The sequence below is a fragment of the Klebsiella sp. RC2 genome (genome assembly GCF_014192815.1).
GTDB lineage: Bacteria > Pseudomonadota > Gammaproteobacteria > Enterobacterales > Enterobacteriaceae > Klebsiella > Klebsiella variicola.
This window is the reverse complement of the sequence record NZ_JACHYL010000005.1, coordinates 421,321-439,917: the sequence shown is the minus strand read 5'-3', so window position 1 is coordinate 439,917 and position 18,597 is coordinate 421,321. Positions and strand designations below refer to the sequence as shown.

Annotated in this window: 21 protein-coding genes and 1 other RNA gene; 10 read left to right on the top strand and 12 right to left on the bottom strand. The window is 56.3% G+C overall.

What is annotated here, in order from left to right; genetic code table 11:
• Positions 1-6: 6 nt before the first annotated feature.
• Positions 7-1,077 carry a 3-deoxy-7-phosphoheptulonate synthase AroF gene (aroF, locus tag FHW76_RS18190; RefSeq protein ID WP_022064802.1) on the bottom strand — a complete coding sequence of 357 codons (1,071 nt, stop codon included), beginning with the start codon at positions 1,075-1,077 and terminating at the stop codon, positions 7-9.
• A 342-nt stretch (positions 1,078-1,419) separates the two neighbouring features.
• Here aroF and FHW76_RS18185 point away from each other — a divergent pair, with 342 nt between their 5' ends.
• Genes FHW76_RS18185 through FHW76_RS18175 form a run of 3 tightly spaced genes read left to right on the top strand, consistent with a single transcriptional unit; the run spans position 1,420 to position 3,641 of the window.
• Positions 1,420-1,929: a YfiR family protein gene (locus tag FHW76_RS18185; protein ID WP_012540842.1), complete on the top strand. Its 510-nt coding sequence runs from the start codon at positions 1,420-1,422 to the stop codon at positions 1,927-1,929.
• Positions 1,922-3,145, top strand: coding sequence for a diguanylate cyclase DgcN (dgcN, locus tag FHW76_RS18180; protein WP_008806088.1), 1,224 nt, complete (start codon positions 1,922-1,924; stop codon positions 3,143-3,145). The genes FHW76_RS18185 and dgcN overlap by 8 nt, the downstream gene beginning before the upstream one ends.
• Positions 3,146-3,158: 13 nt before the next feature.
• On the top strand, positions 3,159-3,641 hold the full coding sequence (locus FHW76_RS18175) for an OmpA family protein (RefSeq protein ID WP_008806089.1): 483 nt from the start codon (positions 3,159-3,161) through the stop codon (positions 3,639-3,641).
• An 8-nt stretch (positions 3,642-3,649) separates the two neighbouring features.
• On the opposite strand, the gene FHW76_RS18170 is transcribed toward FHW76_RS18175, so the two are convergent.
• The 7 genes from FHW76_RS18170 to ffh form a co-directional block, all read right to left on the bottom strand.
• On the bottom strand, positions 3,650-5,017 hold the full coding sequence (locus FHW76_RS18170) for a PepSY domain-containing protein (protein WP_183476883.1): 1,368 nt from the start codon (positions 5,015-5,017) through the stop codon (positions 3,650-3,652).
• A 56-nt stretch (positions 5,018-5,073) separates the two neighbouring features.
• Positions 5,074-5,532: a DUF2946 domain-containing protein gene (locus FHW76_RS18165; RefSeq protein WP_046622931.1), complete on the bottom strand. Its 459-nt coding sequence runs from the start codon at positions 5,530-5,532 to the stop codon at positions 5,074-5,076.
• 118 nt (positions 5,533-5,650) lie between these two features.
• Positions 5,651-5,998 carry a 50S ribosomal protein L19 gene (gene rplS, locus FHW76_RS18160; RefSeq protein ID WP_002914145.1) on the bottom strand — a complete coding sequence of 116 codons (348 nt, stop codon included), beginning with the start codon at positions 5,996-5,998 and terminating at the stop codon, positions 5,651-5,653.
• A gap of 39 nt (positions 5,999-6,037) precedes the next feature.
• Positions 6,038-6,805 (bottom strand): tRNA (guanosine(37)-N1)-methyltransferase TrmD, encoded by a 768-nt coding sequence (gene trmD, locus FHW76_RS18155; protein ID WP_008806092.1) that lies wholly within the window; start codon positions 6,803-6,805, stop codon positions 6,038-6,040.
• A gap of 31 nt (positions 6,806-6,836) precedes the next feature.
• Positions 6,837-7,385 carry a ribosome maturation factor RimM gene (gene rimM / locus FHW76_RS18150; RefSeq protein WP_008806093.1) on the bottom strand — a complete coding sequence of 183 codons (549 nt, stop codon included), beginning with the start codon at positions 7,383-7,385 and terminating at the stop codon, positions 6,837-6,839.
• 18 nt (positions 7,386-7,403) lie between these two features.
• Positions 7,404-7,652, bottom strand: a complete 249-nt coding sequence (gene rpsP, locus FHW76_RS18145) for a 30S ribosomal protein S16 (RefSeq protein WP_012540839.1) — start codon at positions 7,650-7,652, stop codon at positions 7,404-7,406.
• A 238-nt stretch (positions 7,653-7,890) separates the two neighbouring features.
• Complete coding sequence (gene ffh, locus FHW76_RS18140; RefSeq protein ID WP_002914152.1) at positions 7,891-9,255, bottom strand: signal recognition particle protein; 1,365 nt, start codon at positions 9,253-9,255, stop codon at positions 7,891-7,893.
• Positions 9,256-9,418: 163 nt separating this feature from the next.
• On the opposite strand from ffh, the gene FHW76_RS18135 reads away from it, so the two are divergent.
• Positions 9,419-10,210: an inner membrane protein YpjD gene (locus FHW76_RS18135; RefSeq protein ID WP_002914153.1), complete on the top strand. Its 792-nt coding sequence runs from the start codon at positions 9,419-9,421 to the stop codon at positions 10,208-10,210.
• Between the two features lie 19 nt (positions 10,211-10,229).
• Positions 10,230-11,516, top strand: a complete 1,287-nt coding sequence (locus FHW76_RS18130; protein ID WP_012540838.1) for an HlyC/CorC family transporter — start codon at positions 10,230-10,232, stop codon at positions 11,514-11,516.
• A 120-nt stretch (positions 11,517-11,636) separates the two neighbouring features.
• Here FHW76_RS18130 and grpE read toward each other — a convergent pair whose 3' ends face one another.
• On the bottom strand, positions 11,637-12,227 hold the full coding sequence (grpE, locus tag FHW76_RS18125; protein ID WP_008806096.1) for a nucleotide exchange factor GrpE: 591 nt from the start codon (positions 12,225-12,227) through the stop codon (positions 11,637-11,639).
• Between the two features lie 124 nt (positions 12,228-12,351).
• Here grpE and nadK point away from each other — a divergent pair, with 124 nt between their 5' ends.
• From nadK to bamE, 3 genes are all read left to right on the top strand, one after another.
• Complete coding sequence (nadK, locus tag FHW76_RS18120) at positions 12,352-13,230, top strand: NAD(+) kinase (protein ID WP_002914158.1); 879 nt, start codon at positions 12,352-12,354, stop codon at positions 13,228-13,230.
• A gap of 86 nt (positions 13,231-13,316) precedes the next feature.
• Positions 13,317-14,978: a DNA repair protein RecN gene (gene recN / locus FHW76_RS18115; protein ID WP_008806097.1), complete on the top strand. Its 1,662-nt coding sequence runs from the start codon at positions 13,317-13,319 to the stop codon at positions 14,976-14,978.
• A gap of 147 nt (positions 14,979-15,125) precedes the next feature.
• Positions 15,126-15,467: an outer membrane protein assembly factor BamE gene (bamE, locus tag FHW76_RS18110; protein WP_008806098.1), complete on the top strand. Its 342-nt coding sequence runs from the start codon at positions 15,126-15,128 to the stop codon at positions 15,465-15,467.
• Between the two features lie 69 nt (positions 15,468-15,536).
• Here the strand turns inward: bamE and FHW76_RS18105 are convergent, their stop codons facing one another.
• Positions 15,537-15,827: an RnfH family protein gene (locus FHW76_RS18105; protein WP_004145682.1), complete on the bottom strand. Its 291-nt coding sequence runs from the start codon at positions 15,825-15,827 to the stop codon at positions 15,537-15,539.
• Entirely contained in the window at positions 15,817-16,254 is a 438-nt protein-coding gene (locus FHW76_RS18100; protein WP_008806099.1) for a type II toxin-antitoxin system RatA family toxin, read from the bottom strand. The genes FHW76_RS18105 and FHW76_RS18100 overlap by 11 nt, the downstream gene beginning before the upstream one ends.
• Before the next feature lie 149 nt (positions 16,255-16,403).
• On the opposite strand from FHW76_RS18100, the gene smpB reads away from it, so the two are divergent.
• Positions 16,404-16,886 carry an SsrA-binding protein SmpB gene (gene smpB / locus FHW76_RS18095; RefSeq protein ID WP_002914164.1) on the top strand — a complete coding sequence of 161 codons (483 nt, stop codon included), beginning with the start codon at positions 16,404-16,406 and terminating at the stop codon, positions 16,884-16,886.
• 143 nt (positions 16,887-17,029) lie between these two features.
• Positions 17,030-17,392: a transfer-messenger RNA gene (gene ssrA / locus FHW76_RS18090) on the top strand.
• A gap of 279 nt (positions 17,393-17,671) precedes the next feature.
• Here the strand turns inward: ssrA and FHW76_RS18085 are convergent.
• Entirely contained in the window at positions 17,672-18,472 is an 801-nt protein-coding gene (locus FHW76_RS18085) for a nucleotidyltransferase domain-containing protein (protein WP_119866784.1), read from the bottom strand.
• Positions 18,473-18,597: the final 125 nt, after the last annotated feature.

The following is an 18,597-nucleotide window of genomic DNA, read 5'->3' as shown; positions in this document are numbered from 1 at the left end:
TTCCTCTTACACCAAACGGGCCGCCAGATGGCCGCGGAGATCCTTATCCAGTTCACGCAGCAGCGCATCGGTGGTTTCCCAGCTGATGCAGGCATCCGTCACCGAAACGCCGTATTTCATCGTCTCACGCGGCTGTTCAGAGGACTGATTGCCTTCGTGGATATTACTCTCGATCATCAGGCCGATAATGGAGCGGTTGCCATCTTTGATCTGTGCGACAACGGATTCAGCCACGGCTGGCTGGCGGCGGAAATCTTTATTGGAGTTCCCATGACTGCAATCTACCATCAGCGACGGTTTCAGTCCCGCCTGCGCCATCTCTTTTTCGCATTTCGCCACATCTTCCGGACCGTAGTTCGGCGCCTTACCGCCGCGCAGGATCACATGGCCGTTCGGATTACCCTGCGTTTGCAGCAGGCAGACCTGCCCGGCCTGGTTGATGCCGACGAAACGATGCGGCATCGCCGCGGCGCGCATGGCGTTGATGGCCGTCGCCAGACTACCGTCGGTACCGTTTTTAAAGCCGACCGGCATCGACAGGCCAGAGGCCATTTCGCGGTGCGTTTGTGATTCCGTGGTACGTGCGCCGATAGCAGACCAGCTGAACAGATCGCCAAGGTATTGCGGGCTGTTCGGATCCAACGCTTCCGTCGCCAGCGGCAGTCCCATATTGACGAGCTCGACCAGCAGACGACGCGCAATCTTCAGGCCGCCTTCAACATCAAACGAACCATCCATGTGCGGATCGTTAATCAGCCCCTTCCAGCCGACAGTGGTACGGGGTTTTTCAAAGTAGACGCGCATCACCAGGTAGAGGCTATCGCTGACCTCTGCGGCAAGAGCTTTAAATCGACGAGCATATTCAATCGCGGCTTCCGGATCGTGGATCGAGCAAGGGCCGCAAACCACCAGCAGGCGCGGATCGCGGCCGGCGATAATATCGGAGATAGTCTCACGGGCATGCGCAATCTGCGCTTCCTGTTCAACGCTTAGCGGGAATTCCGCCTTCAGTTGCTCCGGGGTCATTAACACCTGTTCGTCGGTAATATGTACGTTATTCAGCGCGTCTTTTTGCATGATTGCGATCCTGTGTAGCTCGTTTGCGATAAAGGGTGCCTCAGCGGGCATGGCGTAACGATACCACACAAAGTAAAGAATTCAATCCATATTCCGTAAATTTTAATTTACACAAACAAATTAATTGCCACTTAACTCAACAAAATTCGTACAAAAATGTTTACACAACCAAAATTCACAGCAAACTTGCGCGCTATCGCGATCGCGATTACGAAAAATCCTGGTGAGATTTGTCCCAAAGCAAAGGGCGCATGTAATGACGGGTTTTGTTAACAGTGGTATTCTGCGCCGGGCATCGGCAGCGGCTTTTCCCGCGCTATGGCGAATTTGACGGAAGCGTTAATGACAGTATTACACCGTCTTTTATTGACTGTATTTTTTCTCATCGCGGTATCTCCTGTTTTTGCTGCCGGACCTTCAGAACATGTTCGCGCTATTGTTTCCGGGATCGTGACCTACACCCGTTGGCCGGCATTAACAGGGGCGCCGAAGCTGTGCATTTTTGCCTCATCACGCTTCACCCATAGCCTGGCTCATGAAGATCCGGATGCCTTGCCCTATCAACCGGTGATAGTACGTAATAGTGAAGAAGCGTTAAAAACAACCTGCGATGGTTTTTATTTTGGCAGCGAATCGCCGACCCAACAGTCGGAATTAACTCGCCGCTATGGCCCGAAGCCGCTTTTACTCATCGCAGAACAAAATACGGATTGCTCCATTGGTAGCGCGTTTTGCCTGATCATCAACGACGACAGGGTCCGCTTCTCCGTTAATCTGGACGTTCTGACGCACAGCGGGGTCCGGGTTAACCCGGACGTCCTGATGCTTGCCCGGAAAAAACCACATGAATAAGGACTTTTCACAGACCGCGCGCCCGACATTTAAACGCGCGCTTCGTCGAATTAGCGTGATAAGCGTGGTGATCTCCATGACGCTGGTCTGGCTGCTGCTAAGCACAGCCTCAATCTTCACGCTCAAGCAGTACGCGCAGAAAAATCTAGAGCTCACTGCCGCGACCATGGGTCGCAGCCTCGAAGCCGCCCTGGTGTTTGGCGATAGCGCGGCGGCGGAGGAGACCCTTGCTTCGCTGGGGAAGCAAGGGCAGATTTCCCAGGCGATTGTGCTCAACGGCCAGAAGCAGCACTTCGCCGCATGGCGCCATGAACCGCTGGCCAACAAAGAACAAGTGAGCGGCCTTATCAGTCAATGGCTGTTTCCGGAGCCCACGGTGCAGCCCATCTGGCACCAGGGCAAACAAATCGGCGAGCTGCGACTGACCGCGCTTGATGAACTGATCAGCCACTTTCTCGGTATCTCGATTCTGGTACTGACCGGCAGCATTCTGCTCGCCTCATTCATCGCCCTGCTGCTGACCCACTCCCTGCACCGGGGGATCGTCACCGCCCTGCAGAGCATTACCGAGGTTGTGCACGATATTCGTGAAAACCGTCATTTCTCACGTCGGGTGCCCGAGGAGCGTATTGAGGAATTCCATCTTTTCGCCCAGGACTTTAACAGCCTGCTGGGGGAGATGGAGGACTGGCAGCGCCAGCTGCAGGCCAAGAATGCCCAGCTGTTGCGTAGCTCGCTTCATGACCCGCTGACCGGCCTGGCTAACCGCGCCGCCTTTCGCAACGCGCTCGCCGAACTGATGAAGAACGAGGTGGATCACCAGACCTCGGCATTACTGTTTCTTGACGGCGATAACTTCAAGCTGATCAATGACAACTGGGGGCACGCGGCAGGCGATAAAGTGCTGACGGAGGTCGCCAGCCGCCTGATGGCCTTCGCCGGAAAACGCCATCTGGCATGGCGTCTCGGCGGCGATGAGTTTGCCGTTCTGCTGCGTGAGGTGCGCTCGGAAGCCGAAGTGCAGGCTCTGTGCCAGGCGCTGTCGGAACAATTTCTTCCGCCATTCAACCTGCACAATGGCCATAGCGCCACGCTCTCGCTGAGCGTCGGTTATGCCCTGGCGTGGGAGCACGCCACCGCGGAATCACTGCAAGAACTTGCCGATCAGAATATGTATCGCATGAAAAACCAACGTATCCAGCAGACGCTGAAATAATAAAGGACTCATTATGCTCAGAAAATATTTCGTCCCCGCCCTGATGGCAGCGGCGCTTTTGACAGGTTGCCAGGCTCCTCAGGGAAAATTTACCCCCGAGCAGGTGGCGGCGATGAAATCTTACGGCTTCACTGAAAGCAATGGCGATTGGTCCCTGGGCTTATCCGATAGCATCCTGTTTGACAAGAATGACTACCGACTACGTCCCGACAGCCGCCAGCAGATCACCACGATGGCCTCGCGGCTGGCGGCGACCGGGATCACCCATAGCCGCCTTGAAGGCCACACCGATAATTACGGTGAGGATAGCTATAACGAAGCCCTGTCGCTTAAGCGCGCCAATAGCGTAGCCGATGCCTGGGCGGAAGGCGCCCATGTCCCGCGCAGTCATTTAGTCACCCGCGGCCTTGGCAAGAAATACCCGATCGCCAGCAACGACACGGCGGCCGGGCGCGCTGAAAACCGCCGGGTCACGGTGGTCATCAGCACGCCGTAAGCCTTCGCTTAATCGCTGGACTTCGCCATCCTCATTGCCGTTGCCGCGCGCCAGCGCAGGTAGTCAACGGCAATGAACAGCACCAGACTTGCCCCCATCAATGGCATGGCCAGACCCAGGGCTGACGCTATCCCCAGTACCAGCCCACGGGCAGGCCAGGCGAGCGACAGCCATGCCTGCAGCAGCGAATGCGCCGGATCCCAGACCGCCTGAGGCGGACGGCGGATCCACCACAGCCGGTAGCCCACGCCGATGGTGACGCACAGCGCGCAGCCGAACCCTACCAGCAGCAACTGATTCACCAGACCAAAGAGGACCCCCATGTGGAAATCGACGCCCCAGCGGGTGAGCTTCGCCATCAGCGGGAAGTCGGCGAACCGGGTGCGATCCACCACCTGCATCGTGGCGCCATCGATCGCCACCGCGTCCACCTGCGTCGGCCAGCGGCGGTCGATCTCATTTACCGTCCAGGCACGTTCCTTCGAAACCGGCGGACGGATCTCCAGCCGGCTGGCGTTCAGCCCCGCCTGACGGGCCACCGCCAGTACCAGGTCAAACTGCGCTGGCTGCAGCACTGACTGATGCTGCATGGCCATCCCGTCCATATGATGCCCGGCGTGGGGATCGTGCGCCATCGGCGCCTCACCGTGCAGCAGGGTATTCACCTGCGGCGTCCACCAGCCGAAAGCCGCCCGCATTTTATCCACATTACCGCCAGCCCATTGCGACCAGGTCAGGCCGGTGGCGGAGAAGAGCAGCATGCCCAGCAGGAAGCCCCAGCCCAGCGTCACGTGCAACCGACGATGATTCTGCAGGACGTTATTGATCCGCCGTTTTGGACGTGTCATCGCCCACAGGGCAATGCCACCCAGCGCGGCAACCCACATCCATGAGGCAGCCAGTTCGCTGTATAACCTCCCGCTGTCGCCCAGCAGTAGCGAACGATGCGCATAATCAATCCACTGGCGCAGCGGCAGGATGCCGCTGGTACCGTAGACCGTCATATCGCCCTTCACCCGCAGCGAGATCGGATCGACGAAAATGGCCCGGGATTCTGACTCGCCCAGGCTCGGGTCAACAAACATAATCCGGGTGGTCTCCCCCATCGCGGGGGCCGGCCGCACCGCCAGTAGCCGAAGATTACCCTGGGTCGCTTCTTCCGCCACTGCAATCTGGGCGCTGAGCGGCTGCGGGGTCCCGTCGGCAAGGCCATGCAGCGCGTCGTGATAGAGCCAGTTTTCCAGCTGCGGCGTCGCCACGTACAGCGTGCCGGTCAGGGCAGCGACAAAGATAAACGGTCCGATAAACAGTCCGATGTAGAAATGGAGGCGACGCAGCAGGTTTAACCATGCCGCGCGCGAGGTGCAGGTTGTCATACTCTTCCTTTTTTAAAGCAAAAGAGGTTATTGCGCCGTGCGCAGATTGATTTTTATTAAAGGGAAAAAGCAGACAGCCGCGGCGGGGCGCGGGTTTCAGGGTAGAGCCAGGGGAAGTAGTGCCAGTGTTTTAATACCGGGCGAGAAGCCGGCAGGCGAATACGCCGCAGGAGCATGGCGACGAACAGCGCCAGCGCGAAAAGCAGCCCCGGGACATGGGCTAACAGCACGCAATAGCCACACGCTTCGGCATGGTCCAGCGGCAGTTCGTGTCCGGTATGCATGGCGCCGTCTGTGCTATGCATCATCGCCATCTCGTGGTCGGGCATTTGCGCCATGCTCGCGGACGAGCTGTCCATCATCATGGCGTGGTGCATGCCGGGCATGGCGCTCATGGGGTCTTTTTGCAGGGAGATGGAGATCAGGGGGGCCACGACGATCAACAGGATCGCCAACAGTGCCAGCCAGGCGGCTCGCCGTTTAGGTGTCGTTTGCTGGAAACTGTTGCTGACCACCGCCCCTCCGAATAGAGGGCGTATTGTAAATGATTTACATCACGATGGTTACAACAAAGATAAAAAAAGGGCCAGCCATCTGGCCAGCCCTTCTGTCAGGATGTCGCGAAAGCGAATCTTAGTTAAGACGCTCTTTGATACGAGCAGACTTACCAGTACGCTCACGCAGGTAGTACAGTTTAGCTTTACGTACAGCACCACGACGTTTAACAGCAATGCTGTCAACTACCGGAGAGTGAGTCTGGAAGACACGCTCAACGCCTTCGCCGTTGGAAATTTTGCGAACAGTGAATGCAGAGTGCAGACCGCGGTTACGAATAGCGATAACCACGCCCTCGAATGCCTGCAGACGTTTTTTGGAACCTTCAACAACCCATACTTTCACTTCCACGGTATCACCCGGACGGAAGGAAGGTACGTCCTGCTTCATCTGTTCTTGTTCAAGTTGCTTAATAATGTTGCTCATAATTTAATCTCTTATCCTGGGTAAACTGATATTGGGGGCTCACGCCTGCCCATCATGTTTATGCTGCTGTTGCGCGTGTTCGCTTTTGAACTGCGCCAGCAACTTTGCTTGCTCTTCAGTCAGAGCCAGGTTTTCCAGAAGTTCAGGTCTTCTAAGCCAGGTGCGGCCCAGCGACTGCTTCAGACGCCAGCGACGTATCTCAGCATGGTTTCCCGACAGCAATACTGGCGGTACTTCCATCTCTTCTAACACTTCAGGACGGGTATAGTGCGGGCAATCCAGCAACCCATCAGCAAAGGAATCTTCCGTTGCCGAAGCTTCATGGCCCAGTACTCCCGGAATGAACCGGGAAACGGAGTCAATCAGCGTCATTGCCGGTAACTCACCACCGCTGAGAACGTAATCGCCGATTGACCATTCTTCGTCAATTTCGGTTTGGATTACGCGCTCGTCTATCCCTTCGTAGCGACCGCACACCAGAATCAGTTTCTGATTCGTTGCCAGTTCGCTGACGCCCGCTTGATCAAGCTTGCGTCCCTGAGGTGACAGATAAATCACCTTCGCGCCTTCACCTGCCGCGGCTTTTGCTGCATGAATAGCATCCCGTAAAGGTTGCACCATCATTAGCATCCCCGGTCCGCCGCCGTAAGGACGATCGTCCACGGTACGGTGCCGGTCATGAGCGAAGTCGCGAGGACTCCAGCTTTCGATGCTCAGCAGGCCATTTTTTACTGCCCGGCCAGTTACCCCGTAATCGGTAATTGCGCGGAACATTTCAGGAAACAGGCTAATTATGCCAATCCACATAGCGCCGTCTTTTACCGTTTATCCGGAGAATTTAAAAACCAGGATCCCAATCTACTTCGATAGTACGCGTAGTGAGATCGACTTTCTTGATAACCTGCCCATCGAGGAACGGAACCAACCGCTCCTTGATGCCAAATGCATCTTTCAGGTTTGCCTTGATGACGAGTACGTCATTAGACCCGGTTTCCATCATATCAATGACTTTACCGAGGCTATAGCCTTCCGTTGTCACTACCTGGCAGCCCATCAGGTCTTTCCAGTAGTAGTCACCCTCTTCCAGCTCCGGCAACTGCGATGAATCCACGATAATTTCGCAATTAGTCAGTAGATTCGCGGCATCACGATCGTCAACGCCTTTCAGCTTGATGATGATGTCCTGATTGTGGTGGCGCCAGCCTTCCAGCTCAACAACCTGCCACTGACCCGCCTTCTGGATTAACCAGGGCTGATAGTCAAAAATGCTTTCGGCGTCTTCGGTGGAGGAAAACACTCTGAGCCAACCACGGATACCGTAGGAAGAACCCATTTTCCCCAATACGATCGGATCAACAGGTGCTTGTGCGGTGTGTTGCTTGCTCATCATGACCACCGTGACAGATTAAGCTGCTTTGTTAGCGGCTTTGATCAGCGCGGCAACGCGATCGGAAACAGTAGCGCCCAGGCCAACCCAGTGAGCGATACGATCCAGATCCAGGCGAGTTTCTTCTTCCGCGCCGCTAGCGATCGGGTTGAAGAAACCAACGCGCTCGATGAAGCGACCGTTGCGTGCATTACGGCTGTCGGTGACAACAACCTGGTAGAACGGACGCTTTTTAGCGCCGTGACGTGCTAAACGAATAGTTACCATAACATCCTCTTGTGTGAATAAAACAACCGGGCCCCATCGAGGAACGGAGCCCGGTGTCATATTAAAAGCCCGAAAATTTTACTGATTTCTGTGCAAAAATCAATTCAAAACTATATACGCTAAATAATTCGAGTTGCAGGAAGGCGGCAAGTGAGTAAATCCCCGGGAGCGTACACAAGTACGTGACCGGGGTGAACGAACGCAGCCAACGCATCTGCGGCTTGAATTATGACGCGTATTAGCGGCCCGGGAAGCCTGGCGGCATCATCCCTTTCATCCCGCGCATCATCTTCATCATGCCGCCTTTCGACTTCATCTTCTTCATCATGCGCTGCATGTCGTCGAACTGCTTGAGCAGACGGTTCACATCCTGCACCTGCATCCCGCAGCCGGCGGCGATACGGCGCTTACGTGAACCTTTGATGATTTCCGGTTTGGCGCGCTCTTTCAGGGTCATCGAGTTGATGATGGCTTCCATACGCACCAGCACTTTGTCGTCCATCTGCGCTTTCACGTTGTCCGGGATCTGGCCCATACCCGGCAGCTTGCCCATCAGGCTGGCCATGCCGCCCATGTTTTTCATCTGACGCAGCTGCTCAAGGAAGTCGGTGAGATCGAAACCGTCGCCTTTCTTCAGTTTGGAGGCCAGCTTCTCGGCCTGCGCGCGGTCAACTTTGCTCTCGATATCTTCGATCAGCGACAGCACGTCGCCCATGCCGAGGATGCGGGAAGCGACGCGGTCCGGATGGAACGGCTCCAGCGCTTCGGTTTTCTCGCCGACGCCGAGGAATTTAATCGGCTTGCCGGTAATATGGCGAATCGACAGCGCCGCGCCGCCGCGGGCGTCGCCGTCCACTTTGGTCAGCACCACGCCGGTCAGCGGCAGCGCTTCGTTAAAGGCCTTCGCGGTATTCGCCGCATCCTGACCGGTCATCGCATCGACGACGAACAGGGTTTCAACCGGGTTAATGGCGGCGTGGACGTGCTTGATTTCGTCCATCATCGCTTCGTCAACGTGCAGACGACCGGCGGTATCCACCAGCAGCACGTCGTAGAATTTGAGTTTCGCTTCTTTCAGCGCCGCATTGACGATATCCACCGGCTTCTGGCCGACGTCAGACGGGAAGAAATCGACGCCGACCTGCTCAGCAAGGGTTTCCAGCTGTTTGATCGCCGCCGGGCGGTAAACGTCCGCGGAAACGACCAGCACTTTCTTCTTGTGCTTCTCGCGCAGGAATTTCCCCAGCTTACCGACGCTGGTCGTTTTACCGGCACCCTGCAGACCCGCCATCAGCACCACGGCCGGCGGCTGCGCGGCCAGGTCGAGCGTCTGGTTCTCTTCGCCCATCGCCGCCACCAGCTCGTTGCGGACGATTTTGACGAACTCCTGACCCGGGGTCAGGCTTTTATTGACTTCATGGCCGACCGCGCTCTCTTTCACGCGGCTGATGAAATCACGAACCACCGGAAGCGCAACGTCCGCTTCCAGCAGCGCCATGCGCACTTCGCGCAGGGTGTCTTTAATATTGTCTTCTGTAAGGCGTCCGCGGCCGCTAATGTTGCGCAGCGTACGCGACAAACGATCGGTTAAATTATCAAACATTGTCTCTCGCCTGAGGTGGAAACGGTCGGTCGCCGCAGCGACACGCAAAACGAATGTGGCGGAGTATAACACGACATCAATCTGAATGTGCTGCAACGGTTGGAGCAGAGGCCTGCTGACGTTATACTGCTTCTCTTTCTTATTTAGCCAACAGCCGACACCTATGCCTGTTTTTGCTCTACTCGCCCTTGTCGCCTACTCCGTCAGCCTCGCGCTGATTATCCCCGGCTTGCTGCAAAAAAACAGCAGCTGGCGGCGAATGGCGATTTTATCTGCGACTATCGCGTTGATCTGCCATGCTTTTGCGCTGGAAGCACGGATATTCCCCGGCGGCGAGAGCGGGCAAAACCTCAGCTTACTGAACGTCGGGTCGCTGGTCAGCCTGATGATCTGTACGGTGATGACTATCGTGGCCTCGCGCAATCGCGGCTGGCTGCTGCTGCCTATCGTCTATGCCTTCGCGCTGATCAATCTGGCCTTCGCCACTTTCGTGCCTAACGAATATATCACCCACCTGGAAACCACCCCGGGGATGCTGGTGCATATCGGCCTGTCGCTCTTCTCGTACGCCACGCTGATCATCGCCGCGCTGTATGCGCTGCAGCTGGCGTGGATCGACTACCAGTTAAAGAATAAAAAGCTGGCCTTCAGCAGCGAAATGCCGCCGCTGATGAGCATCGAGCGCAAAATGTTCCACATCACTCAGGTCGGCGTGGTGCTACTGACCCTGACGCTGTGCAGCGGCCTGTTCTATATGCACAATCTGTTCAGCAGCGAAAACATTGATAAAGCGGTGCTGTCGATTATTGCGTGGTTCGTCTATATCGTTCTGCTGTGGGGCCACTATCATGAAGGGTGGCGCGGACGTCGCGTGGTCTGGTTCAGCGTCGCTGGCGCCGGTCTGCTGACGCTGGCCTATTTTGGTAGCCGCGTGCTGCAGCAGTTCGTGAGCTAAGTCTTTTAAGGAATCCTACGTGGAACATATCTCCACCACCACGCTGATCATAACGCTGATCGTCATGGTGATTATCTCTGCCTATTTCTCCGGCTCCGAAACCGGCATGATGACGCTGAACCGCTATCGGCTGCGTCATATGGCGAAACAAGGCAACCGCCCCGCCAAGCGCGTGGAGAAGCTGCTGCGCAAGCCGGACCGCCTGATTAGCCTCGTGCTCATCGGCAATAACCTCGTCAACATTCTCGCCTCGGCGCTGGGCACCATCGTCGGCATGCGCCTGTACGGCGACGCCGGCGTCGCGATCGCCACTGGCGTGCTCACCTTTGTGGTACTGGTATTTGCCGAGGTGCTGCCGAAGACCATCGCCGCGCTCTATCCGGAAAAGGTCGCCTACCCCAGCAGCTTCCTGCTGGCGCCCCTGCAGGTGCTGATGATGCCGCTGGTGTGGCTGCTGAATACCATCACCCGCATGCTGATGCGCATGATGGGCATTCGCACCGATACCGTCATCAGCAGCGCTTTGAGCAAAGATGAACTGCGCACGATTGTGAATGAATCCCGTTCACAAATCTCCCGGCGCAACCAGGATATGCTGCTGTCGGTCCTGGATCTGGAAAAAGTCAGCGTTAACGACATCATGGTGCCGCGCAATGAGATTGTCGGCATCGACATCAATGATGACTGGAAATCTATCGTCCGCCAGCTGACCCACTCGCCACATGGCCGCATCGTGCTCTACCGCGATTCACTGGACGATGCCATCAGCATGCTGCGCGTTCGCGAAGCCTACCGTCTGATGACGGAGAAGAAAGAATTCACAAAAGAGATCATGCTGCGGGCGGCAGATGAGATCTACTTTGTTCCGGAAGGGACGCCGCTCAGCACCCAGCTGGTGAAATTTCAGCGCAATAAAAAGAAAGTGGGTCTGGTGGTCGATGAATACGGCGATATTCAGGGGCTGGTCACCGTCGAAGATATTCTTGAAGAGATTGTCGGCGACTTCACCACCTCCATGTCACCCACCCTGGCGGAGGAAGTGACCCCTCTTAACGACGGCACGGTGATTATCGACGGCAGCGCCAACGTTCGCGAAATCAACAAAGCGTTTAACTGGCACCTGCCGGAAGATGAAGCGCGCACCGTCAACGGTATCATCCTCGAAGCGCTGGAAGAGATCCCGGTCCCGGGCACCCGCGTGCGCATTGAGCAGTACGATATAGATATCCTCGACGTGCAAGACAACATGATCAAACAGGTGAAAGTGATGCCGGTGAAATCATTACGCGAGAGCGTCGCGGAGTAGCGCGAGCGAAGGAATTAACATCACGGTGGGCTGCGGCCCGCCGTTTTTTTATCTCGCGCCGGGAGCGGTGGCATAAAAAAACGGCCGCCCGCGGGCAGCCGTTGAGCAATGCAGCAGACGTTATTTCGCTTTCGCTACCGTCACCATCGCGGCGCGAATAGTACGGCCGTTCAGGGTATAACCTTTCTGCATCACGGCCAGCACGTTGCCCGCCGCCACGTCTTCAGATTCGACCATCGCAATGGCCTGGTGGACGTTCGGATCCAGCGGAACGTTGGTGTCGGCGATCACTTCCACGCCGAACTTACGCACCACGTCCAGCATGGATTTCAGGGTCAGTTCGATCCCTTCCACCATCGGCGCCAGGTCCGGATTAGCCTTGTCGGCCACTTCCAGCGCGCGGTCCAGGCTGTCGATCACCGGCAGCAGTTCATTGACGAATTTTTCCAGCGCGAATTTGTGCGCTTTCTCGATATCCTGCTCGGTACGGCGACGCAGGTTATCTTCGTCGGCTTTGGCACGCAGCATCACTTCACGTTCACGTTTCTGCGCTTCAGCCAGCTGGGCTTCCAGATTCGCAATTTTTTCATCGCGCGGATCCACCTGCTCAGCCGAAACTTCAGGCTCTACTGCCTCAACGTCGTCGTGCTGCTCCGTGATAATTTCTTCCGGGGCTTGCCCCTCAGGCGTTTTCTGTTCTTTACTACTCATGAATTTCTCCGCGTTTTTTTCGCATTCATCTCGCTAACTTCGCTTATTATGGGGATCAGTTTCCGGGTTTCAAGGGAAGCGGACAGATTGTCACTATTTCATTTAACGCAAGGACATCCAGATCATGAAGAACCATTTCAAGTGTATCGGCATTGTGGGACATCCTCGTCACCCCACCGCCCTGACCACACATGAAATGCTCTGGCGCTGGCTGTGCAGCAAAGGGTATGAAGTGCTGGTTGAACAGCAGATCGCCCATGAACTTCAGCTCAGCAACGTGAAAACCGGCACGCTGGCGGAGATTGGCCAACAGGCCGACCTCGCGGTGGTGGTGGGCGGCGACGGCAATATGCTCGGCGCGGCGCGGACCCTGGCCCGTTACGACATTAACGTCATCGGCATTAACCGCGGCAACCTCGGCTTTCTCACCGACCTTGACCCGGACAACGCCCTGCAGCAGCTCGCCGACGTGCTGGAAGGCCACTACATCGCCGAGAAACGCTTTCTGCTGGAGGCCCAGGTGTGCCAGCAGGATTGCCAGAAACGCATCAGCACCGCCATCAACGAAGTGGTGCTGCACCCCGGCAAAGTGGCGCATATGATTGAGTTCGAAGTCTATATCGACGAAGTCTTTGCGTTCTCTCAGCGCTCTGATGGCCTGATAATCTCCACCCCGACCGGCTCCACCGCCTATTCGCTGTCGGCTGGCGGCCCGATCCTCACCCCGTCGCTGGACGCCATCACCCTGGTGCCGATGTTTCCGCACACCCTCTCGGCGCGACCGCTGGTGATCAACGGCGACAGCACCATCCGCCTGCGCTTCTCTCATCGCTGCAGCGATCTGGAGATCAGCTGCGACAGCCAGATTGCCCTGCCGATCCAGGATGGCGAAGACGTTCTCATTCGCCGCTGTGATTATCACCTCAATCTGATTCACCCGAAAGATTACAGCTATTTCAATACATTAAGCACCAAGCTCGGCTGGTCGAAAAAATTGTTCTGATTTACATCGCTGCCTCTTTACTGGATAAAAAACCAGTCTATACTGTACGAAAACACAGTATTGGTTTTTCATACAGGAAGGCAGCTATGTTGGCGCAACTCACCATCAGTAATTTTGCTATCGTTCGTGAACTGGAAATTGATTTCCACAGCGGTATGACCGCCATCACCGGGGAAACCGGCGCCGGGAAATCCATTGCCATCGATGCGCTGGGGCTGTGCCTCGGCGGCAGAGCGGAAGCCGACATGGTGCGTCGCGGCGCCACCCGCGCCGACCTGTGCGCGCGCTTCGCGCTGAAAGATACTCCGGCCGCCCAGCGCTGGCTGGAAGAGAACCAGCTGGAGAGCGGACGTGAGTGTTTACTTCGTCGGGTGATCAGCGCTGACGGCCGCTCTCGCGGCTTTATCAACGGCACCGCCGTCCCGCTCTCGCAGCTGCGCGAGCTGGGCCAGCTGCTGATCCAGATCCACGGCCAGCATGCGCACCAGCTGTTGACCAAACCCGAACACCAGAAAACGCTGCTCGACGGCTATACCGGTGAGTATGCGCTCACTCAGCGCATGGCCGAGCATTACCGCCAGTGGCACCAGAGTTGCCGCGAGCTGGCCCTGCACCAGCAGCAGAGCCAGGAGCGCGCCGCCCGCGCCGATCTGCTGCAGTATCAGCTTAAAGAGCTGAACGAATTTAACCCGCTGCCGGGAGAATTCGAGCAGATTGACGAAGAGTACAAGCGCCTGGCCAACAGCGGCCAGCTGCTCAGCACCTGCCAGCACGCCCTGACGGTACTGGCGGACGGCGAAGAGGCCAATCTGCAGAGCCAGCTTTATACCGCGAAGCAGCTGGTCAGCGAGCTGGTGGGTATGGACAGCAAGCTTTCCGGCGTGCTGGATATGCTGGAAGAGGCGGCCATTCAGCTCAGCGAGGCCAGCGACGAGCTGCGCCACTATCACGACCGTCTGGATCTCGATCCGAACCGTCTGTTCGAACTTGAGCAGCGGATTTCCCGGCAAATCGCGCTGGCGCGTAAACACCAGGTAATGCCGGAAGAGCTGCCGGCGGTTTATCAGGCGATGCTGGAAGAGCAGCGCCTGCTGGACGATAGCGCCGGCTCGCTGGAATCCCTCAGCCAGCAGGTAGTCGAACATCATCAGCTGGCGCTGGAGACCGCACGTCAGCTGCACGCCCTGCGCCAGGCCAGCGCCGACGAGCTGACCCAGCTTATCACCGAGAGTATGCACTCACTTTCGATGCCCCACGGGATCTTCGCGATTGAGGTCGCTTTCGATGAACGCCATCTCACCGCCGACGGCGCCGATCATATTGAGTTCCGCGTCACCACTAACCCCGGTCAGCCGCTGCAGCCGATCGCGAAAGTGGCCTCCGGCGGCGAACTGTCGCGTATTGCGCTGGCGATTCAGGTGATCACCGCGCGTAAAATGGAAACCCCGGCGCTGATCTTCGACGAAGTGGACGTCGGCATCAGCGGCCCGACCGCCGCCGTGGTCGGCAAGCTGCTGCGCCAGCTGGGCGAGTCCACGCAGGTGATGTGCGTGACCCACCTGCCGCAGGTTGCGGGCTGCGGCCACCATCATTTCTTTGTCTGCAAAGAGACCGATGGCGAGATGACCGAAACCCATATGCAGCCGCTGGATAAGCGCGCTCGTCTGCAGGAGCTGGCTCGTCTGCTGGGCGGCAGCGAGGTCACGCGCAACACCCTGGCGAACGCGAAAGAGTTGCTTGCGGCGTAAACTTTTTGATTTTCACAGGGTCATAGTGAACAGCAAATTGCCTGCTGACCTGCAGCCGGAGGTTTCCATCGGCGCGAAGGTCTATTATTATCGGCATATTACAGATGAGCCACGTACTGCTCGGGCCCAAAAAGGAATCAAATCACTATGCGCTGTAAAACGCTGACTGCTGCCGCAGCGGTTCTTCTTATGTTGACCGCAGGCTGTTCCACTCTGGAACGAGTGGTTTACCGTCCTGACATCAACCAGGGTAACTATCTGGCACCTAACGATGTAGCAAAAATTCGTGTCGGTATGACGCAACAGCAGGTTGCTTATGCTCTCGGAACGCCAATGATGTCGGATCCGTTCGGCACCAACACCTGGTTCTATGTATTCCGTCAGGAGCCGGGCCACGAGAAAGTGACTCAGCAGACCCTGACCCTGACGTTCAACAGCGGTGGCGTGTTAACCAACATTGATAACAAGCCTGCGCTGACCAGTCAGTAAGGCCCGGAAAAGCAAAAAGCGCTCAGTGAGCGCTTTTTTTATGGCTGATAGCCGGTCTGCTGCTGTGGGTTACTTCGCAGCGCTTTTCTCTGCCCGCTGGCGACGCAGCTCTTTCGGGTCTGCGATCAGCGGGCGATAGATTTCGACCCGATCGCCGTCGTGAACTTCGTCATGCAGCTTAACCGGACGACTGTAGATCCCCAGCTTGTTCTTCGCCAGATCGATATCATCACGCAAGGCCAACAGCCCGCTGGCGATAATCGCCTGCTCGACCGTCGCTCCCTCATCCAGGGTGACTCGCTGCAAATACTGCTTTTCAGGCAGCGCGTAGGCGACTTCAACACGAATATTAGCTGGCACTGTAGACCTCTTTGGCGCGCGAAGTGAACGCCTGCACCATGTTGGCGGCCAGCTCTTTGAAGACCCGGCCAAAGGCCATCTCAATCAGCTTATTGGTAAACTCAAAATCGAGATGGAACTCGATTTTGCACGCCTCGGGGCTCAGCGGAATAAACTTCCAGCCGCCAATCAGTTTCTTGAACGGGCCATCCACCAGGCTCATCAAAATGCTCTGGTTGCTGGTCAGTGTATTCCGGGTCGTGAAGGTCTTACTGATGCCGGCTTTGGACACATCAACCGCCGCCGTCATTTGCGTCGGCCCGAATTCCAGCACGCGGCTACCGGTGCAGCCTGGCAGAAAATCAGGATAGGACTTCACATCGTTTACCAGTTGATACATCTGTTCCGCGCTGAAAGGCACCAGCGCAGTACGGCTAATCTGAGGCATAGCAGGTTCCACATTTAAACACAGTGCAAATAATATCATTTATCTGCTGCTAAAAAAAACGCTGTGCCGCAACTCGTGCTAAGATGCGCAGTACACCTCGCAGGATGCGATCGAGGTAACTGTGTATAAGACGATGACTTCAGGACATTATGACTAAGAAAAAAGCCCACAAACCTGGATCAGCCACCATTGCGCTGAATAAACGCGCCCGTCACGAATACTTTATCGAAGATGAATACGAGGCTGGTCTCGCCCTGCAGGGCTGGGAAGTCAAATCCCTGCGTGCAGGCAAAGCCAACATCGGCGATAGCTATGTCATCCTGAAGGATGGCGAAGCCTTCCTGTTCGGCGCCAACTTTACGCCCATGGCCGTGGCTTCCACCCACTATGTGTGCGACCCGACGCGCACTCGTAAGCTGCTGCTTAACCAGCGCGAACTCGACACGCTGTACGGCCGCATTAACCGCGAAGGTTATACCGTTGTCGCCCTGTCGCTGTACTGGAAGAACGCCTGGTGCAAAGTGAAAATCGGCGTCGCCAAAGGTAAGAAACAGCACGACAAGCGTACCGACCTGAAGGATCGTGAATGGGCGCTGGATAAGGCGCGGATTATGAAGCACGCCGGACGCTAACCCCCTCCCCTGAGGGCCAGCTCTCGCTGGCCCTTACGCTATATCCTTGTTGATGCTGCTTTTTCATCCACCCCGTTGAAACAATCCTGCGTAATGGGGCTGGTAACGACATTCATAAATCTGTTATACTTGACCTACACATTGGGGCTGATTCTGGATTCGACGGGATTTGCGAAACCCAAGGTGCATGCCGAGGGGCGGTTGGCCTCGTAAAAAGCCGCAAAAAATAGTCGCAAACGACGAAAACTACGCTTTAGCAGCTTAATAACCTGCTCTGAGCCCTCTCTCCCTAGCTTCCGCTCTTAAGACGGGGATCAAAGAGAGGTCAAACCCAAAAGAGATCGCGTGGATGCCCTGCCTGGGGTTGAAGCGTTAAATCTAATCAGGCTAGTTTGTTAGTGGCGTGTCTGTCCGCAGCTGGCAAGCGAATGTAAAGACTGACTAAGCATGTAGTGCCGAGGATGTAGGAATTTCGGACGCGGGTTCAACTCCCGCCAGCTCCACCAAAATTCTCCATCGGTGATTACCAGAGTCATCCGATGAAGTCCTGAAAGCCCGTACGGCGCAAGCCCTGCGGGCTTTTTTGTGTCTGCAATTTTTCCCACGACCTCCGAAGAGAACTCATTAAATCCGAACCTCTTAGGCCCATTGATAGGCCCAACGAAAAGCTCTGTTGTTTTCGCGCTACCAATTACCCGCCAACCCCCCTCTCAGAATTAGACCTCCCACAACATCTCGCGCAACCCTTATACACTCCGGCCGCGTCCGCGGCCGGAGGGATAGATTTACCCCTTGTCAGAATACGCGTCCAGCATGGCAAGGACCGCCCGACGCGCCGCATCGTCTGCGATATTGTCAGGCAGCGCATCAGCCCGCAGAGTGACATAAGCGTCAGCAGCTCTTCGAATGGCAATCCCGACGGAGTGACGATCGTGTGTTGCCAGGGTGGAAGTCAGCAGGCCATCGGGATCAATGCCGAGGGCTTCTATTCGGCGAACGCCGCGTTGCGGTAGATTGGCGCGACGGAACAGCATCGGCCCCAGCACTTGTTCCCGGAAGAAAGACAGCATCCCCAGCGCTTCGAAGAGTTCGCCCCTGCCCAGTTTAACCACGGCATAATGCAGCCAGATCCAGGCTCGGGACTCAAACCACTCCGGCGTCATGTTCGGCCAGTGCGCGCTAAATTTTGCCAGTTGTCGCTCGAGAGCATCATTATCACGGGTAAATAGCACGGCAGGCTCCTCAACGCGCTGAGTGAGCATGTCCAGGGTGATAAATTTCAGATCGACATGCAGAAGTTGCGGGCCAAACAGGCAGATCAGCAGGCGAGGCTCACCGACGTGTTCCCCGGTGAAAGCATGTAGCAGATGGCCGAGCGTTCCGGCGAACGCCATACGCTGAGCCATGATTTCGTCATAATAGAGAGGGTCGACCACCACCACAAAATCCAGATCGGAGTATTGATCAAACCCGCCATGGATAAACGAGCCGCCAGCGAGAAGGGAGTGGATCCGCGAATCAGACTGTAATTTAAGCTTCAGTTGCTCTGCAAAACTTCTGTGTAAATCGGGTAGCGTATTCAGCATACTTTTTCCTGTTCACAAAAAAGACAAAGCATTACAGAATATCGAGCGATTCATCAGCAGACCAGATATTTCTGCAGGAACCCTCCCCTCCCTGGCGGGGCTCCCGACGTGCTATATCGTAAGCA

Excerpts from the sequence above, each read along its gene's own strand:
- FHW76_RS18100 (WP_008806099.1), bottom strand. The coding sequence starts at position 16,254 with ATGCCTCAGATTAGCCGTACTGCGCTGGTGCCTTTCAGCGCGGAACAG.
- recN (WP_008806097.1), top strand. The coding sequence starts at position 13,317 with ATGTTGGCGCAACTCACCATCAGTAATTTTGCTATCGTTCGTGAACTG.
- grpE (WP_008806096.1), bottom strand. The coding sequence starts at position 12,227 with ATGAGTAGTAAAGAACAGAAAACGCCTGAGGGGCAAGCCCCGGAAGAA.
- rimM (WP_008806093.1), bottom strand. The coding sequence starts at position 7,385 with ATGAGCAAGCAACACACCGCACAAGCACCTGTTGATCCGATCGTATTG.
- FHW76_RS18135 (WP_002914153.1), top strand. The coding sequence starts at position 9,419 with ATGCCTGTTTTTGCTCTACTCGCCCTTGTCGCCTACTCCGTCAGCCTC.
- ffh (WP_002914152.1), bottom strand. The coding sequence starts at position 9,255 with ATGTTTGATAATTTAACCGATCGTTTGTCGCGTACGCTGCGCAACATT.
- nadK (WP_002914158.1), top strand. The coding sequence starts at position 12,352 with ATGAAGAACCATTTCAAGTGTATCGGCATTGTGGGACATCCTCGTCAC.
- rpsP (WP_012540839.1), bottom strand. The coding sequence starts at position 7,652 with ATGGTAACTATTCGTTTAGCACGTCACGGCGCTAAAAAGCGTCCGTTC.
- trmD (WP_008806092.1), bottom strand. The coding sequence starts at position 6,805 with ATGTGGATTGGCATAATTAGCCTGTTTCCTGAAATGTTCCGCGCAATT.
- smpB (WP_002914164.1), top strand. The coding sequence starts at position 16,404 with ATGACTAAGAAAAAAGCCCACAAACCTGGATCAGCCACCATTGCGCTG.
- FHW76_RS18185 (WP_012540842.1), top strand. The coding sequence starts at position 1,420 with ATGACAGTATTACACCGTCTTTTATTGACTGTATTTTTTCTCATCGCG.
- FHW76_RS18175 (WP_008806089.1), top strand. The coding sequence starts at position 3,159 with ATGCTCAGAAAATATTTCGTCCCCGCCCTGATGGCAGCGGCGCTTTTG.
- rplS (WP_002914145.1), bottom strand. The coding sequence starts at position 5,998 with ATGAGCAACATTATTAAGCAACTTGAACAAGAACAGATGAAGCAGGAC.
- dgcN (WP_008806088.1), top strand. The coding sequence starts at position 1,922 with ATGAATAAGGACTTTTCACAGACCGCGCGCCCGACATTTAAACGCGCG.
- FHW76_RS18085 (WP_119866784.1), bottom strand. The coding sequence starts at position 18,472 with ATGCTGAATACGCTACCCGATTTACACAGAAGTTTTGCAGAGCAACTG.
- aroF (WP_022064802.1), bottom strand. The coding sequence starts at position 1,077 with ATGCAAAAAGACGCGCTGAATAACGTACATATTACCGACGAACAGGTG.
- FHW76_RS18170 (WP_183476883.1), bottom strand. The coding sequence starts at position 5,017 with ATGACAACCTGCACCTCGCGCGCGGCATGGTTAAACCTGCTGCGTCGC.
- bamE (WP_008806098.1), top strand. The coding sequence starts at position 15,126 with ATGCGCTGTAAAACGCTGACTGCTGCCGCAGCGGTTCTTCTTATGTTG.